General features: G+C 64.3%; 12 protein-coding genes. 3 read left to right on the forward strand and 9 right to left on the reverse strand.

The window, feature by feature from the left end:
- The first annotated feature begins 2 nt into the window (after window positions 1-2).
- Window positions 3-1,613, forward strand: coding sequence for a glucose-6-phosphate isomerase (locus AMS67_RS02055; RefSeq protein ID WP_053385869.1), 1,611 nt, complete (start codon window positions 3-5; stop codon window positions 1,611-1,613).
- A 72-nt stretch (window positions 1,614-1,685) separates the two neighbouring features.
- On the opposite strand, the gene AMS67_RS02060 is transcribed toward AMS67_RS02055, so the two are convergent.
- The 9 genes from AMS67_RS02060 to uvrA all read right to left on the reverse strand — a co-directional run bounded on the left by AMS67_RS02060 (window position 1,686) and on the right by uvrA (window position 11,960).
- Window positions 1,686-2,051 carry an RNA polymerase-binding protein RbpA gene (locus AMS67_RS02060; protein WP_075201176.1) on the reverse strand — a complete coding sequence of 122 codons (366 nt, stop codon included), beginning with the start codon at window positions 2,049-2,051 and terminating at the stop codon, window positions 1,686-1,688.
- A gap of 45 nt (window positions 2,052-2,096) precedes the next feature.
- Complete coding sequence (gene secG, locus AMS67_RS02065; RefSeq protein ID WP_053353553.1) at window positions 2,097-2,345, reverse strand: preprotein translocase subunit SecG; 249 nt, start codon at window positions 2,343-2,345, stop codon at window positions 2,097-2,099.
- A gap of 62 nt (window positions 2,346-2,407) precedes the next feature.
- A complete protein-coding gene (gene tpiA / locus AMS67_RS02070; protein ID WP_075201177.1) occupies window positions 2,408-3,253 on the reverse strand; it encodes a triose-phosphate isomerase in 846 nt (281 codons plus the stop codon).
- Window positions 3,250-4,452, reverse strand: coding sequence for a phosphoglycerate kinase (locus tag AMS67_RS02075; RefSeq protein ID WP_053385870.1), 1,203 nt, complete (start codon window positions 4,450-4,452; stop codon window positions 3,250-3,252). Before AMS67_RS02075 ends, tpiA begins: the two co-directional genes overlap by 4 nt.
- Before the next feature lie 28 nt (window positions 4,453-4,480).
- Entirely contained in the window at window positions 4,481-5,098 is a 618-nt protein-coding gene (locus AMS67_RS02080) for a superoxide dismutase (RefSeq protein ID WP_053385871.1), read from the reverse strand.
- Between the two features lie 116 nt (window positions 5,099-5,214).
- Entirely contained in the window at window positions 5,215-6,195 is a 981-nt protein-coding gene (gene whiA, locus AMS67_RS02085) for a DNA-binding protein WhiA (RefSeq protein ID WP_053385872.1), read from the reverse strand.
- A 58-nt stretch (window positions 6,196-6,253) separates the two neighbouring features.
- Window positions 6,254-7,132 carry an RNase adapter RapZ gene (rapZ, locus tag AMS67_RS02090; protein ID WP_053353035.1) on the reverse strand — a complete coding sequence of 293 codons (879 nt, stop codon included), beginning with the start codon at window positions 7,130-7,132 and terminating at the stop codon, window positions 6,254-6,256.
- Entirely contained in the window at window positions 7,129-9,057 is a 1,929-nt protein-coding gene (gene uvrC / locus AMS67_RS02095) for an excinuclease ABC subunit UvrC (protein ID WP_075201178.1), read from the reverse strand. The genes rapZ and uvrC overlap by 4 nt, the downstream gene beginning before the upstream one ends.
- Window positions 9,054-11,960, reverse strand: coding sequence for an excinuclease ABC subunit UvrA (gene uvrA / locus AMS67_RS02100; protein ID WP_053385873.1), 2,907 nt, complete (start codon window positions 11,958-11,960; stop codon window positions 9,054-9,056). The genes uvrC and uvrA overlap by 4 nt, the downstream gene beginning before the upstream one ends.
- 121 nt (window positions 11,961-12,081) lie before the next feature.
- Here uvrA and AMS67_RS02105 point away from each other — a divergent pair, with 121 nt between their 5' ends.
- Window positions 12,082-12,717, forward strand: coding sequence for a hypothetical protein (locus AMS67_RS02105; RefSeq protein WP_156316492.1), 636 nt, complete (start codon window positions 12,082-12,084; stop codon window positions 12,715-12,717).
- Window positions 12,714-13,370: a hypothetical protein gene (locus AMS67_RS02110; RefSeq protein WP_053385875.1), complete on the forward strand. Its 657-nt coding sequence runs from the start codon at window positions 12,714-12,716 to the stop codon at window positions 13,368-13,370. The genes AMS67_RS02105 and AMS67_RS02110 overlap by 4 nt, the downstream gene beginning before the upstream one ends.
- Window positions 13,371-13,429: the final 59 nt, after the last annotated feature.

The following is a 13,429-nucleotide window of genomic DNA, read 5'->3' on the forward strand; positions in this document are numbered from 1 at the left end:
TCATGACGCTCGACGTTCGAGTAGCGCAGTTCGGCGAGGCTGCGCACACCGCCCTTGCGCAGCTCGTCGCAGACCGCGTCGCGAGTCGCATCTTTGCGCATGATGCGACGCTCTGGGGTTCGGCAGCGGAGCCCGAAGCATCGATTCGTCTCGGCTGGACGGATATTACCTCTGCAGCCAACGATCTGATTCCTCGAATCACCGCACTTCGCGACGCGTTCCACGAGTCGGGTGTCGATCGCATTGTGTTGTGCGGCATGGGTGGTTCGAGTTTGGCTCCCGCCGTCATCACGCAGTGGGCAGACGTCGAGCTGACCATGATCGACTCCACCGCTCCGACAGAGGTGCGTCGTGTACTTGCAGGCGATCTCGCGCGAACCGCCGTAGTGGTGAGCTCGAAGTCGGGCAGCACGATCGAAACCAGGAGCCACCTCGCCGCATTCGAGGACGCGTTCCGCGTCGCGGGAATCACGCCGTCGGAGCGTGTCGTCATCGTGACCGACCCCGGCTCCCCGCTCGAGGCAGAATCGATTGCTGCCGGGCGTCATGTCTTCACGGCAGATCCCACGATCGGCGGCCGCTTCTCGGCACTCACCGCGTTCGGGCTCGTGCCCTCCGGACTGGCTGGCGTCGATCTTGCTCGCTTGATCGCGGAGGAGCAGTCTGTGCGTGACATCGTCGCGTCGGATGACGCGGAGAACCCGGCGCTGCGCCTCGCGGCTGCAATCTTTGCGGGCCTCCCCCGTCGCTTTGTGCTGGCCGTCGCTGAGTCGACCAGCGCGCGCTGGGGGTTGGGCCGTTGGATCGAACAGCTCGTCGCGGAATCGACGGGCAAGGACGGGCTCGGGGTGCTCCCGATCGCGCTCCAGGCCGATGCGCCAGAACTGAGCGCGGTGCCGCAGAGCGCACAGGTGGTCGCGGTGACGGATGAGTCCGACGCGGAATCTGCCGCGTCGTTCTTCCCCGACGTCTCGGTGTCGGGCTCTCTCGGTGGCCAGTTCCTCCTGTGGGAGGTCGCGACTGCTGCGTTGGGCCGGCTGATGGGGATCGACCCGTTCAACCAACCCGACGTCGAATCGGCAAAGGTCGCTGCACGCTCCGCACTTGCCGCGCAGCCGACGACTACTGCCCCCACGGGCACGGTGCTCGCCGAGCTCGCAGGGGCCATCCTCCTTGCGGAACCCGAGGGCGCGCACGTCTCTGATGCCGCGTCGCTCGTCTCCGCGCTGCAGCAGGCGGCCGCTGACGCGGGCTATCTCTCGCTTCAGGCCTATGCGGATCCGCACGGCGATGCCGTCGCTCCCCTGGAACAGCTTCGAGACCAGCTTGCCGGAGTGCTGCAGATTCCGGTGGCGCTGGGTTGGGGGCCGAGCTACTTGCACTCGACCGGACAGCTGCACAAGGGCGGGCCGGCGAACGCCGTCTTCCTGCAGATTTCCGACGCATCGCCTGAGCCCTTCCCGATTCCGGGCGGCGACGGCGGCTTTGATGCGCTCATCACCGCTCAGGCGCGAGGCGATCGCAGCGTGCTCATCGAGCGCGGGCGACCGGTGTTTGCACTGGCTGCGGATGACCTCGCGGCAACGGTTCGTGCATTGGGCGCAGCGCTCTGAACTGAGCGATACCTGCACCAACGACGAAGGCCCCGGTGGAACACCGGGGCCTTCGTCGTATCGCGGACTGAACTACGCGGACTTGCGCGCGGTACCGCGACGGGTCCGCAGCTTCTCCAACGCAGCCTCAAGGAGCTCTTCGGCTTCCTCAGGGGTACGGCGCTCCTTCACGTACGCAAGGTGCGTCTTGAAGGGCTCGTTCTTCGGGAGCAGCGGCGGATTCTCCTTGTCACGGCCAGCCGGAAGGCCAGTCGTCGGGGAATCGATCTGCTCGGGAATTTCGTCTTCGGGGACGTCAGCCGCGAAATAGCGAACCGTCTCATTGCCGAGAGCGTCCCAGTACGAGATCTGGGTGCGTTCGGCGCGCGAGCCGTGATCCTTTTCGCCCATCGGGCCGGAACCGACGCGAGCGCCACGAATGGCGTTACTGCCTGCCAAGAGTTGCCTTTCTAATACGGGTGCGGGGTGCGGTCACTCTGTCGATTAGACGACGGAGAAACGCGCGATCAGCCCGAGCCCGACGATCGCCGCGAACCACACGAGTGAGACGACGATCGTAATGCGATTCAGGTTGCGCTCAGCCACGCCCGATGAACCGAGGCTCGAGGTCACGCCGCCACCGAACATGTCGGAAAGACCGCCGCCACGCCCCTTGTGCAGGAGGATGAACAGCGTCAACAGCAAACTCGTCAGCACGAGGATAACGAGCAGAATGATCTTCAGAATGAGCACGAAGTGCACCTTTCAGGGGTCGCGGGCGCGAGAGGCCAGACCCCAGTATACCGGGGCCGGGTTCAGCCGGCCGTGACGTGCTTCTTGAACTGGATGATTCGCGTGAATTCATCGACCTTCAAGCTGGCGCCTCCGATGAGCGCGCCATCGACATTGGGCTGGGCGAGGAACCCCGCAATGTTCTGGCTGGACACCGAGCCGCCATACAGAATCCGCGTCGATGCCGCGCGCGCGTCATCGCGAATGTCGCGGAGATGCTCGCGCAGCGCGCGAGCCACTTCTTCGGCCTGCTCGGGAGTCGCGGCCTGCCCGCTTCCGATCGCCCAGACCGGCTCGTATGCGACGACGAACTCGGCGTCACTCGGGAGAAGCGCGAGCGCGGCGGTGAGCTGCGCGACCGGGATCGCCGCGGCACCGTGCTGTTCGAGATCTTCGGCGGTCTCCCCCACGCAGATCACCGGAACGATGCCGGCCTCGTGCGCGGCTCGAGCTTTGTTGCCTACGACCTCATCGCTTTCGCCGTGGCCGTCGCGTCGCTCAGAGTGCCCGACGAGCGCATACGCGACGTCGAGCTTCGAGAGCATCGCAGCAGAGATGTCTCCGGTGTAGGCGCCGGATGCGTGGGGTGAGAGATCCTGTGCACCGAGACCCAGTGAGAGCTTGTCGGCTGCAAGCAGAGTCTGCACCGAGCGAAGATCCGTAAAGGGGGGGAAGACGACGACTTCGGCATCACTGTAGTCGTGGCGCACGTCTTGCAGCCCCCAGGAGAGCTTCTGAACCAGCGCAATGGCTTGCAGGTGATCGAGGTTCATCTTCCAGTTGCCGGCGATGAGCGGCGTGCGCTCGGTCGGCGCGAGCGGTTCGCGCACGGTCGGCACGGTGGACTGTTCGGGTGCGGTGTCGTTCATGCGAGTACCTCCAGACCGGGGAGGGTCTTGCCCTCCAAATATTCGAGACTCGCACCGCCGCCGGTGGAGATATGACCAAATTGATCGTCGCTGAAGCCCAGCGCGCGAACTGCAGCGGCTGAATCGCCACCGCCGACGACCGTGAAACCGCTGGTGTCGGTCAACGCTTGAGCGACCGCACGTGTTCCTGACGCAAATGCGTCGATCTCGAACACGCCCATGGGGCCGTTCCAGAAGACCGTCTTCGATTCGGCGATGACCTGCGCAAACGCTGCGGCCGACTGAGGGCCGATATCGAGGCCGAGACCTGACGCACCGAAGCGGGACGACTCGATCGCGTCAGCCGGCACGGTTTCGAACGCGGCGTCGGCGCCGAACTTCTCCGCGACCACGATGTCCGTCGGGAGCACAATCTGAACGTTACGGCGCTCCGCATCTGCGAGGTACCCACGAACCGTGTCGAGTTGATCCTCTTCGAGGAGACTCGACGCAACCGCATGACCCTGTGCTTTGAGGAAAGTGAAGACCATTCCGCCACCGATCAGCAGGGTGTCGACACGTTCGATCAGGTGCGAAATGACGCCCAGTTTGTCGGAGACTTTCGACCCGCCGAGCACGACCGTGTACGGCCGCGCCGGATCGACCGTCAAACGCTGCAGCACCTCGAGTTCGGCAGCGACCAAGCGGCCAGCAGCACTCGGGAGTATCTGTGCGAGCTCGAAGACGCTCGCCTGCTGACGGTGCACGACTCCGAACCCGTCGGAGACGAACGCATCGGCGCCAGCCGCGAGTCGCTGAGCGAAAGCGAGCCTCTCATCAGGGTTCTTGCTGGTCTCCGCAGCGTTGAATCGGAGATTCTCGAGCAGAACGATGTCGCCCTCGGAGAGACCGGAGATCGCGGCCGAGGCTGCGTCTCCGATCGTCTCCGGAACGAACTCGACCGGAGCCCCCAGAAGTTCAGCCATGCGTTCCGCCACCGGCCGCAGCGAGTACTGCGGGTCGGGCTCACCCTTCGGGCGGCCCAGGTGGCTGATCAGTACGAGCTTGGCGCCCGCATCTTTCAGCTCGCGGATCGTGGTGAGCGAGGCGCGAATGCGGCCGTCATCGGTGATGACGTCGTCGCTGAGCGGAACATTGAGATCAACGCGGACGATAACCGTCTTGGCGCGCAGGGATCCCAGAGTGTCGATGGTGCGCATGGGGTGTGGGGGCTCCTTGACCGGCGGGTTAGATCAGGCCGGGCGTCTGCGTGCGCGCTGCCTCAAAGCGACGTGCGACGTCCTGCCAGTTGGCGATGTTCCAGAAGGCCTTCACGTAGTCCGCGCGCACGTTGAGGTAATCGAGGTAGTACGCGTGCTCCCAGACATCCAGCTGCAGCAGCGGAATGGTGCCTGCAGGAAGGTTGCCCTGCTGGTCGAAGAGCTGCACGATGTTCGGGCGCTGTCCAAGCGCGTCCCAGGCGAGCACTGCCCAGCCCGAACCCTGCACACCGAGGGCGGTGGCGGTGAAGTGGGCCTGGAACTTCTCGAAGTCGCCGAAGTACTCGTCGATCGCAGCTGCAAGCTCGCCCTCAGGCTTTCCGCCACCCTCGGGCGACAGGTTATTCCAGAAGATCGTGTGGTTCACGTGACCGCCGACGTTGAACGCCAGGTCCTTCTCGAGCTTGTTCACGGCAGCAAGGTTGCCGGTCTCGCGGGCCTCAGCAAGCTGATCGAGAGCGGTGTTCGCTCCGGTCACGTATGCCTGGTGATGCTTGTCGTGGTGCAACTGCATGATCTTACCGCTGATGTGCGGCTCAAGGGCAGCGTAATCATAGGGAAGTTCAGGAAGTGAGTAGGCAGCCATGTGGCGATCCAATCTCTCGGGGACAGTCGATCAACTTCAGTCTATGGCTCGGCGCCACCCTCGTGGAGAGGATGGCGCCGAGTGACACCGGGGATTGCCGGGATGTTCGCCTTGCGCTAAATTGCGTCGAGTTCGTCGGGGAGGCTTGCCTCGGTACCCGGGATGCCGCGGGACTCAGCCTCCTTGTCGGCCATGGCGAGGAGGCGTCGAATGCGACCGGCCACAGCGTCTTTCGTCAACACCGGCTCGGCGCGCGCACCGAGGTCATCGAGGCTCGCCTCACGGTGGGTGAGACGCAGCTCCCCCGCGTACCGCAGGTGCTCAGGCACACCGTCACCGAGAATCTCGAGCGCGCGTTCCACGCGCGCACATGCCGCCACCGAAGCCTGGGCTGAGCGTCGCAGGTTCGCATCGTCAAAGTTCACGAGGCGATTCGCCGTTGCACGAGTCTCACGCGCGCGACGCAACTCATCCCAACTGCTCCGAGCGTCTTCAGCGCCCATGAGCCCAAGCATCTGGCTGATGGCTTCGCTGTCGCGGATCAAGACCTTGTGCTGCCCGCGAATCTCACGGCTCTTCGCATCGACGCCAATGCGCCCCGCGGCCCCGACCAACGCCATGGCGACCTCGTTGCTCGGGCAGACAATCTCCAGGTTTGCGGAACGGCCAGGCGCCGTGAGTCCGCCGCGGGCGAGGAACGCACCGCGCCAGATCGCGGCGAGCTCGGGCTGAGCCCCCGTGGTTAAACGGTTCGGAAGGCCGCGGATCTGGCGACGACGCTGGTCGAGGAGTCCGAGCTGACGCGCGAGGGTTTCGCCATCGAGTACGCGGACGAGGAACTGGGGCGCACCCGGGCGGGTGCTCGACGGGGGCAACTGCTTCGCTTCTGAGCGGATGCCGTACAACTCGGCCAAATCCTTGCGCACGCGCTGGACGATCTGCGGAGTGTGCAGTTCGGCCTCGAGGGCGATTCGGCCGGAAATCGTGTGCAGCCCGCCTGCAAGACGGAGGATCGTGGCGACCTCGGCGACGCGTTCGCCGGTGCGCTGCACCGGGAATCGCACGAGTTCACTTTTGACCTCGGTGGTAGACAGCACGAATGGGGTCCTTTCGGGAAGGGGTGGTTCGGTAGATCGGTCGACGGTGCAGCGTCGACTACTCGCGACCGAGGTCGCGATGGCGCAGATTCACACTGACGCCCGGCAGCCCGGCGAGCCGGTCCGCGAGTTCTCGCGCAGTCGCAACGGAGCGGTGTTTGCCGCCGGTGCATCCTACCGCGAGCGAAGCATGTCGTTTGTTCTCTCGCTGGAAGCCCGCGAGCACTGGAGCAAGAGCTGCGACGTAGTGGTCCAGGAACTCGGTCGCACCTTCGCGACTGAGCACGTAGTCTTTCACTTCTGGGTCAACTCCGGTCAGGGCGCGCAGCTCGGGCTCCCAGAACGGATTCGGCAGAAAACGCATGTCGACCATCAGATCGACATCGGTCGGCGCGCCGTATTTGAAGCCGAAACTCGATACGGAGAGCTGCAGGCCGGGAGTGTTGTCATCGGAGAACAGCTCGCGGGTCGCCGTCGAGAGTTCGTGCACGTTGTAACGCGAAGTGTCGATGACGACATCGCTGGAGGCCCGAAGCTCTTGAAGACGCTCGCGCTCCAAGCCGATACCCTCGGCGAGGCTGCGCTCATCGCCCTGTAGCGGGTGCGGCCGACGAACGGATTCGTATCGACGGACCAGGATGTCGTCCGTTGCGTCGAGAAATACGACGCGAACGGTCGCGTTATCACGGAGCTCAGCGACGGTGGCCTGAATGTCTTCGAACAGATCGCGCCCGCGAACGTCGACAACCGCGACGATGCGCGGGAGCGCTCCCCCGGAACGATCGGCCATATCGGCGAGCGTCTTCAACATCGGCAGGGGAAGATTATCGACGACGTACCAGCCCAGATCTTCAAGGGTGTTCGCGACGGTGCTGCGACCTGCGCCGGACATGCCGGTGACGATGAGGATTTCCTGTCGAGTTGCCGCGTCGTTCATGCGCCGTGCTCCTCTCCTTGAATCGCGTCCGGTGCGGCCTCTAGCTTAGCGCCCGGCTGAGGATCCGTTTGCAGGTGGGCGAGAATCTGCTCACCCAATTTCTCGCCGACGCCCGGAGCTGCTGCGAGCTCGGCGAGGGAGGCCGCACGCAGACGGGTCACCGACCCGAAGTGTTTCAGGAGTGCCTGCACGCGCTTGGGCCCGAGACCGGGAACCTCGGAGAGTCGACTCGAGATTGACGTGCTACGTCGCTGCCGTTGGAAGGTGATCGCGAAGCGGTGTGCTTCGTCGCGAACTCGTTGCACGAGGAAGAGTGCCTCGCTCGTGCGCGGAAGGATCACCGGGAACGGGTCGTTCGGCAGCCAGATCTCTTCGAGGCGCTTGGCGATGCCGCAGAGTGCCACATCAGTGATCCCGGCTTCCGCGAGCGCGCGCGCCGCCGCCCGAACTTGCGGTTCTCCGCCATCGACGATGAGGAGTTGCGGCCGGTCTCGGTAGATGCCGCTGGGAGCCTCGCCAGACTCGCGTGCGGCGTTCAGCTGTGCAGCGCGGCGCGAGACCACCTGATAGATCGAGTCGGTGTCGTCCGTGGTCTGCTCGATCCGGTACTTGCGATACGCGCCCTTGGCGGGCAGCCCGTCCTCGAACACCACCAGTGACGCCACGACTCCGGTTCCCTGCAGATGGGACACATCGATGCATTCGATACGCAACGGAGGCTCGTCCATGTCGAGCGAGCGCTGCAACTCGGCAAGTGCATCGGTACGCGCGGTCAGATCTGCGGCGCGCTTCAACTTGTGCCGAATCAGATGCTCGCCGGCGTTGAGCACCGCCCGGTCCATCAATTGCACTTTGTCGCCGCGCTCCGGGACGCGGATCTGCACCTTGCCTTTGCGCGGGCGTCGTGCGGCGAGAGCCACCTCCAGATCGGGAGCATTGGCGGGAAGCCGCGGTACCAGGACCTGAGGCGGCGGTTCGCGTTCGCCTTCGTATGCGGATTGGAGCACTTGTTCGAGCAGCGTTTCAGGAGAATCGTCGAGCTCCACATCCACGATCCAGCTGCGTTCGCCGCGAATTCTGCCGCCGCGAATGATGAACTGGTGGGCGGCTGCGGCCAGTTCATCCGAGCGCAGTCCGAACACATCGAGGTTCACGTCGAGTGCCAGAACCACCGCGTTCTTCTCCATGACGTGTTCGACCGCCTGGGCCTGATCGCGCAGTCGAGCAGCGTCTTCATAGCGCTGTTCGAGTGCGGCTGAGCGCATGGCGACGTGCAAGTCTTTCAGGTGCCGCGTGTCTCCCCCGTTCAAGAACGAGACCAGATCATTCACTCGTTCCCGATGCTCATCGAGGGTGACGAGCTGCGAGCACGGACCGCTGCAGCGCCCGATCTGGCCGGCAAGGCACGGACGGCCCGTCGACATCGCGCGATGGTAGTCGCTGTCGTTGCAGGTGCGAATCGGAAATGCCTGCTGCAAGAGCGCAGTGGTTTCGCGCAGCGCCCACACCTTCGGATACGGCCCGAAGTACTTGGCGCCGCGAATACGCTCATTCCGCGTGATGACGAGGCGGGGCGCCTCTTCCCGCAGGGTCACCGCAAGATACGGATAGGTCTTATCGTCCTTGAACTGGACGTTAAACGGCGGCTTGTATTCAGTGATCCAGGTGTGCTCGAGCACGAGTGACTCAGTGTCCGTCGCGACCACGGTCCAGTCGAGCTTCGCGGCGAGCGAGAGCATCGTGCGCGTGCGCGGCATGAGCGAGTGCAGCGGCTGGAAATAGTTCGCGAGCCGCGCACGCAGGTTCTTCGCCTTGCCGATGTACAGCACGCGACCGTGTCGATCGCTGAAGCGATACACCCCAGGTGACGTCGGGATCTCCCCCTGAGCCGGACGGAAATCGGCTCTGCGGTCGGTGTCGATCAAGCGGACGCTTTCGCGCGACCGTTCAGGACCTCGGCGAGGAACTGGCCAGTGTGACTCTCGGCGACGGTCGAGAGCTGTTCAGGGGTGCCTTCCGCGATGATCATGCCGCCACCGGAGCCGCCCTCGGGGCCCAGATCGATCACCCAGTCGGCGCTCCGAATGACGTCGAGGTTGTGTTCGATCGTGATCACCGTGTTGCCCTTCTCGACCAGACCGTTCAAGACGAGCAGGAGCTTGCGCACGTCTTCGAAGTGCAACCCCGTCGTCGGTTCATCGAGTACGTAGATGCTGCGACCGTTCGACCGCTTCTGCAGTTCTGTTGCGAGCTTGACGCGTTGCGCTTCACCACCGGAGAGGGTCGTCGCGCTCTGCCCCAAGCGCACATAGCCGAGGCCGACGTCGACCAGCGTCTTCATGAACCGGTGAATCGACGAGATCGGCTCGAAGAACTGCTCGGCTTCCGCGATGGGCATCTCAAGAATCTCGGAGATGTTCTTGCCCTTGTATCGCACCTGCAGCGTCTCTCGGTTGTACCGCGACCCGCCGCAGACCTCGCACGCGACGTACACGTCGGGGAGGAAGTTCATTTCGATCTTCAGGGTGCCGTCACCGGAGCACGCCTCGCACCGACCGCCCTTGACGTTGAAGCTGAAACGACCGGGCAGATAGCCGCGAGTCTTCGCCTCAGGAGTTTCTGCGAAGAGGTTGCGGATCTTGTCGAAGACACCGGTGTACGTCGCGGGGTTGGAACGCGGCGTGCGGCCGATCGGCGCCTGGTCGACGTGCACGACCTTGTCGAGGTGTTCGAGGCCGGTCACCCGCGTGTGCTTACCCGGCACCAGGCGCGCGCCGTTCAGCTGGTTGGCGAGCACTCGATAGAGGATGTCGTTCACGAGCGTCGATTTGCCTGACCCCGAAACGCCGGTCACCGCGGTCATCACTCCGAGCGGGAACGTGGCATCGACGTTGCGGAGGTTGTTCGAGCGCGCACCGATGACCTTGAGTTCGCGCTTGCGGTCGCGTTTGCGCCGACGCTTCGGAGTGTCGATGCCTCGCCGACCTGCCAGGTAGTCACCGGTCATCGAAGCGGTGTTCTCGAGCAATTCGTCGTACTTGCCTGAATGGACGACGGTTCCACCCTCGACGCCGGCACCTGGGCCGATGTCGACTATCCAGTCTGCGGCCTCGATCGTTTCCTCATCGTGCTCGACGACGATCAGCGTATTGCCGAGGTCGCGCAATTTGATCAGGGTTTCGATGAGGCGGCGGTTGTCTCGCTGATGCAGCCCGATGCTGGGCTCATCGAGCACGTACAGCACACCCGTGAGACCGGAGCCGATCTGAGTGGCGAGACGAATGCGCTGCGCTTCGCCGCCCGAGAGCGTGCCTGCCGCCCGTGCCAGAGTGAGGTAGCCGAGACCGACCTCGATCAGGAAGTCGAAGCGCAATCGGATTTCGCGAAGCACCTGCGCGGCAATCTTCGCCTCACGGTCGGAGAGCACGACCTCGTCGAAGAAGCGCTTCGCGTCGGTCAAGCTGTACTCGCCGACGCTCGCGATGGACTGCGCGTCGACGGTCACCGCGAGCACCTCCGGCTTGAGGCGCTGCCCCTGGCACGCATGGCAAGGCACTTCGCGCAGGAACTCAGACCAGCGATCGCGCTTCGTGTCGGACTCTGCCTCCGCGTATTGGCGTTCGATGAAGGGAATCACCCCTTCGAACCCCGAGGAGTACTTCACTTCGCGCCCGAACCGGTTGCGCCAGCGCACATTCACCTTGAAGTCGTTGCCGTAGAGAACGGCCTGTTGCACCTCTTCACCGAGATCGGACCATGAAGTCTTCAGCGAGAAATTGAGGTCGTCGGACAGGCCGACGAGCAGCTTCTCGTAGTACTGGTACAGGCTCTTGCCCTGGCTGGTCCAGGGGACGATGACGCCTTCCGCGATGGAGAGCTCGGGGTCGCCCAAAACCAGATCTTCATCGACCGACATGCTGGTGCCGAGACCGGAACAGGTCGGACATGCGCCGAAGGGTGCATTGAACGAGAATGTGCGCGGCTCGATTTCGGTAAGTTGCACGGGGTGCTGGTTCGGGCACGAGAGATGCTCCGAAAAGAGCTGCACTCGATCAGAGGCGTTGGCGTCTTGATCGACGAATTCGATCGCGACGATGCCGCTCGCAAGCCTGAGTGCGGTTTCGAGTGAGTCGGTGAGGCGGCCGAGGATCTCGGGGCCTGCGACGAGCCGGTCGACGACGACTGAGATGTCGTGCTTCACCTGCTTCTTCAGCTGGGGCGGATCGGAGAGCTGGATCATCTCGCCGTCGACGAGTGCGCGAGAATACCCGCTCGCGGCGAGGTCTTGGAAGAGGTCGACGAACTCCCCCTTCTTCTTGCTCACGACCGGCGCGAGCACCTGGTAGCGCGTGCGCTCGTCAAGCTCCATCAACTGGTCGGCGATCTGCTGCACCGTCTGTGAGGCGATTCGCTCCCCACATACGGCGCAGTGCGGCACGCCGATGCGGGCCCAGAGCAACCGCATGTAGTCGTAGATCTCGGTGATCGTGCCCACCGTCGATCGAGGGTTGCGGTTGGTCGATTTCTGGTCGATGGACACGGCGGGGCTCAAGCCCTCGATGAAATCGACGTCAGGCCGATCCACCTGGCCGAGGAACTGTCGGGCATAGGCGCTCAACGATTCGACGTAACGTCGCTGCCCCTCGGCGAAGATCGTGTCGAACGCCAGGCTCGATTTGCCGCTGCCGGACAACCCGGTGAACACCACCATTGAGTCGCGCGGAATCGACAGGTCAACGTTCTGGAGATTGTGGACGCGCGCCCCTTGCACGCTGATCTGGGCGTGAGCGGATGAGGAGCGGATGGGAGCAGTGGGCGTCGTAGTCACCGCTCCATTCTACGTCGCCGTTGCCGAGAATTCGAACATACGTACGATGGATCGCCTTTCGGCCTTGGCGAGTTCGATCGCGCGCGAGTATTATCGACATAAGGCAACGAAAGGAATCGCCGTGTCCCTGCCGCAGCTCTCGCCCATCGCGCGTCGCTCCACCCGCGCACGTACTGATCCCGCCGTCGAGCGTGTCCATGCGCTCGTCACGCAGATCGATCACGAGCGCCTGGACGCCGCCGAGGCATTGCTCGCCGGCGTGCTCGCGCATCAAGCTGCAGACTCGCGAGGGCTGAGCGCCTCCGAAGTTCAGTCGTTGGCACGTTTCGGGGTGACGGAAACCGAACTCCGCGAGCCGACCCCGCTTGCAGCGACGACGCGTGGAATGCTGTGGGATCGCCACGTCGCCGATCGAAGCGCGACGGTGACGGAAACCGCCGAGATGCTCGGCGTGACTGCGGCCCGGGTGCGGCAGCGGTGCGCGGCTGGCTCGCTGCTCGCGCAGCGCCGCAGCGACGGTTGGTACCTGCCGCGATTCCAGTTCCCGCATGACCGCGAGCTCAACGGCTGGGGCACGGTGGCGCGGGCGATTCCGGCAGGCACCCCCATGCTGCTGGCTGAACGGGTACTGACGTCACCGGCACCGTCGCTTCGGGGCGATGGGGAGGAACTCGCTCCGTTCGAATGGCTCGCACAGGGCGGGGATCCGGCGGCCGCGGCCATTGCGGTCGACGATGCGCTGCATCGACTCCCATGAGTGAACGATTGCCCGAGGTCGATCCTTCTCGTTTCCCCGACCTCGAGGCCGACCCCACCTGGGTGCGCTCACTTCCCGCCGGCACCGCATTCGCTCGTATTTCGAAGACGGCCGGCCCGCACCCCGTGCGCTGGCATGATTTCCGGAACTACGGCCCGCTCGACGCCCGGTTCGATCCGCACCCCGAGCCGGTCGGTGAGCACCCCGAGGAGGGCGTGCTCTACGCGGTCCTCGAACGGCCGGCGATCACGGCGTTCGACGCCTGCGTGCTCGAAGTGTTCCAATCAACGCGCATCATCCGTCGCTGCGAAGATGCGCCCGAGGTGACGATCTTTGCGGTGACCCGAGAGCTCCGGCTCCTCGACGTCAGCGACAGTGACTGGATCTCCGTCGCCGGCGGCAACGCCGCGATCTCATCGGGTGAACGAGCACAGAGCCGGCGATGGGCACGCGCGATTCGACAGGCCTACCCTCAGCTCGACGGCGTGATCTCTGCGTCTTCGGTGATCCCCAGCGAGCGCGTCGTCGCGATGTGGGCGCCGGCACAGTCGGCGCTCCCCCGCCATCCGCTCGCGCGCATGCGTTTGGATCGCGATGAGCTCTCGGGCGTGGTCGATCGCGCGGCCGATCGCTACGGGTACCTGATCCTGTGAGTCCGATGCGTCGGTGTCCGAATTGTTCAATACGTCAGGCTCCGCGCCGCTTACTCTGA

Origin of the sequence: Leucobacter japonicus, assembly GCF_001273855.1 — a bacterium.
GTDB classification, from domain to species: domain Bacteria; phylum Actinomycetota; class Actinomycetes; order Actinomycetales; family Microbacteriaceae; genus Leucobacter; species Leucobacter japonicus.